Consider the following 3,490-nt stretch of genomic DNA (forward strand, 5'->3'; position numbering starts at 1 on the left):
AATAAAAAACCCCCACCGGCAAAGCCGGAGGGGGTTTTTAGTATTAAGAGCCTGACGATGACCTACTCTCACATGGGCAGAAGCCACACTACCATCGGCGCTGGTCTGTTTCACGGCTGAGTTCGGGATGGGATCAGGTGGTTCCAGACCGCTATGGTCGTCAGGCAAAACGGTTGATCACTGGGAGGACGAGATAGAGTGGTGATGTTGATTTCGCTGCGCCATCCGCTGTTGGGATCGCAATTGTCTTGGGTGTTATATAGTCAAGCCGCACGAGCAATTAGTATCGGTTAGCTCAACGCCTCGCAGCGCTTACACACCCGACCTATCAACGTCCTGGTCTTGAACGGCTCTTCAGGGCCCTCGAGGGGCCAGGGAGATCTCATCTTGGAAGGGGCTTCCCGCTTAGATGCTTTCAGCGGTTATCCTATCCGAACATAGCTACCGGGCAATGCGTCTGGCGACACAACCCGAACACCAGCGGTTCGTCCACTCCGGTCCTCTCGTACTAGGAGCAGCTTTCCTCAAATCTCCAACGTCCACGGCAGATAGGGACCGAACTGTCTCACGACGTTCTAAACCCAGCTCGCGTACCACTTTAAATGGCGAACAGCCATACCCTTGGGACCGGCTTCAGCCCCAGGATGTGATGAGCCGACATCGAGGTGCCAAACACCGCCGTCGATGTGAACTCTTGGGCGGTATCAGCCTGTTATCCCCGGAGTACCTTTTATCCGTTGAGCGATGGCCCTTCCATACAGAACCACCGGATCACTATGACCTACTTTCGTACCTGCTCGACGTGTCTGTCTCGCAGTTAAGCGGGCTTGTGCCATTACACTAACCGCATGATGTCCGACCATGCTTAGCCCACCTTTGTGCTCCTCCGTTACGCTTTGGGAGGAGACCGCCCCAGTCAAACTACCCACCACACAGTGTCCTTATCCCCGATAAGGGGACGAAGTTAGAACCTCAAACAGGTCAGGCTGGTATTTCAAGGTTGGCTCCACCAGAACTGGCGTCCTGGTTTCAAAGCCTCCCAGCTATCCTACACAAACATGCTCAAAGTTCACTGTGAAGCTATAGTAAAGGTTCACGGGGTCTTTCCGTCTAGCCGCGGATACACCGCATCTTCACGGCGATTTCAATTTCACTGAGTCTCGGGTAGAGACAGCGCCCCCATCGTTACGCCATTCGTGCAGGTCGGAACTTACCCGACAAGGAATTTCGCTACCTTAGGACCGTTATAGTTACGGCCGCCGTTTACCGGGGCTTCGATCAAGAGCTTCGCGCAAGCGCTAACCCCATCAATTAACCTTCCGGCACCGGGCAGGCGTCACACCGTATACGTCCACTTTCGTGTTTGCACAGTGCTGTGTTTTTAATAAACAGTCGCAGGGGCCTGGTATCTTCGACTGGCTTCTGCTCAACCCGCAGGGGTGTCACATACCACCAGCGTGCCTTCTCCCGAAGTTACGGCACCATTTTGCCTAGTTCCTTTACCCGAGTTCTCTCAAGCGCCTTGGTATTCTCTACCTGACCACCTGTGTCGGTTTGGGGTACGGTCCCGAATAGCCTGAAGCTTAGAAGATTTTCCTGGAAGCAGGGCATCAATGACTTCCCGCTCGTAAAAGAGCAGTCGTCGTCGCGTCTCGACATTAAGGGGCCGGATTTGCCTAACCCCTCTGCCTACTCGCTTAAACCGGGACAACCGTCGCCCGGCTCACCTAGCCTTCTCCGTCTCTCCATCGCAGCTATCCAAGGTACGGGAATATTAACCCGTTTCCCATCGACTACACCTTTCGGTCTCGCCTTAGGGGCCGACTCACCCTGCGCCGATTAGCGTTGCGCAGGAACCCTTGGTCTTCCGGCGTGCGGGTTTTTCACCCGCATTGTCGTTACTCATGTCAGCATTCGCACTTCTGATATCTCCAGCATGCTTCTCAACACACCTTCGCAGACTTACAGAACGCTCCCCTACCACGCATCTTGCGATGCATCCGCAGCTTCGGTGACCAGTTTGAGCCCCGTTACATCTTCCGCGCAGGCCGACTCGACTAGTGAGCTATTACGCTTTCTTTAAAGGATGGCTGCTTCTAAGCCAACCTCCTAGCTGTCTGAGCCTTCCCACATCGTTTCCCACTTAACTGGTACTTGGGGACCTTAGCTGGCGGTCTGGGTTGTTTCCCTCTTCACGATGGACGTTAGCACCCACCGTGTGTCTCCCGGATAGTACTCACAGGTATTCGGAGTTTGCATCGGGTTGGTAAGTCGGGATGACCCCCTAGCCGAAACAGTGCTCTACCCCCTGTGGTATTCGTCCGAGGCGCTACCTAAATAGCTTTCGGGGAGAACCAGCTATCTCCGGGCTTGATTAGCCTTTCACTCCGATCCACAAGTCATCCCCTGGCTTTTCAACGACAGTGGGTTCGGTCCTCCAGTTGATGTTACTCAACCTTCAACCTGCTCATGGATAGATCGCCCGGTTTCGGGTCTATGCCCAGCGACTAAATCGCCCTATTCAGACTCGGTTTCCCTACGGCTCCCCTAAACGGTTAACCTCGCCACTGAACATAAGTCGCTGACCCATTATACAAAAGGTACGCCGTCACGGAACAAGTCCGCTCCGACTGCTTGTACGCATACGGTTTCAGGATCTATTTCACTCCCCTCACAGGGGTTCTTTTCGCCTTTCCCTCACGGTACTGGTTCACTATCGGTCAGTCAGGAGTATTTAGCCTTGGAGGATGGTCCCCCCATGTTCAGACAGGATGTCTCGTGTCCCGTCCTACTCGATTTCACCAGACTCAGGTTTCGGATACGGGGCTATCACCCACTATGGCGGCACTTTCCAGAGCCTTCTCCTACCAGTTGTCTAGCTTAAGGGCTAGTCCCCGTTCGCTCGCCGCTACTTAGGGAATCTCGGTTGATTTCTTTTCCTTCGGGTACTTAGATGTTTCAGTTCCCCGAGTTCGCCTCTTACACCTATGTATTCAGTGCAAGATACCGACCCGAAAGTCGGTGGGTTTCCCCATTCAGAAATGTCCGGATCACAGCTCGTTTGCCAGCTCCCCGAACCTTATCGCAGGCTTCCACGTCTTTCATCGCCTCTGACTGCCAAGGCATCCACCGTATGCGCTTAATTGCTTGACTATATAACCCCAAAACAACTGAGGTCATTGTCACAATCACTTCAACGACAACACCGGATAACGCTTGAAATCGTTATCACTCTGATCAATGAATTCCGGAGATAATGGAATCCATCAATCGTGTTCTATCTCGTCCAATTTGTTAAAGAGCAAATCTGACCCAGTGATCAGAAAGAAGACCTTCGATTGTGACCCTTGTCATCAAACCGAAACGCTTGTTTCTGCACACTGCTAACCCGAAGTTAGTCAGTAAAAGTTTTTGGTGGAGCTAAGCGGGATCGAACCGCTGACCTCCTGCGTGCAAGGCAGGCGCTCTCCCAGCTGAGCTATAGCCCCTG

General features: G+C 53.2%; 1 tRNA gene and 2 rRNA genes. All 3 read right to left on the reverse strand.

From position 1 onward, the window contains the following. Positions 1–49: 49 nt before the first annotated feature. The 3 genes from rrf to E5Q11_RS17300 all read right to left on the reverse strand — a co-directional run bounded on the left by rrf (position 50) and on the right by E5Q11_RS17300 (position 3,488). Positions 50–165: ribosomal RNA gene (gene rrf, locus E5Q11_RS17290) — 5S ribosomal RNA — on the reverse strand. 94 nt (positions 166–259) lie between these two features. Next, a 23S ribosomal RNA gene (locus tag E5Q11_RS17295) occupies positions 260–3,153 on the reverse strand. 259 nt (positions 3,154–3,412) lie between these two features. Continuing rightward, positions 3,413–3,488, reverse strand: a tRNA-Ala gene (locus E5Q11_RS17300). Positions 3,489–3,490: the final 2 nt, after the last annotated feature.

The organism is Marinobacter confluentis (assembly GCF_004785685.1).
GTDB lineage: Bacteria > Pseudomonadota > Gammaproteobacteria > Pseudomonadales > Oleiphilaceae > Marinobacter > Marinobacter confluentis.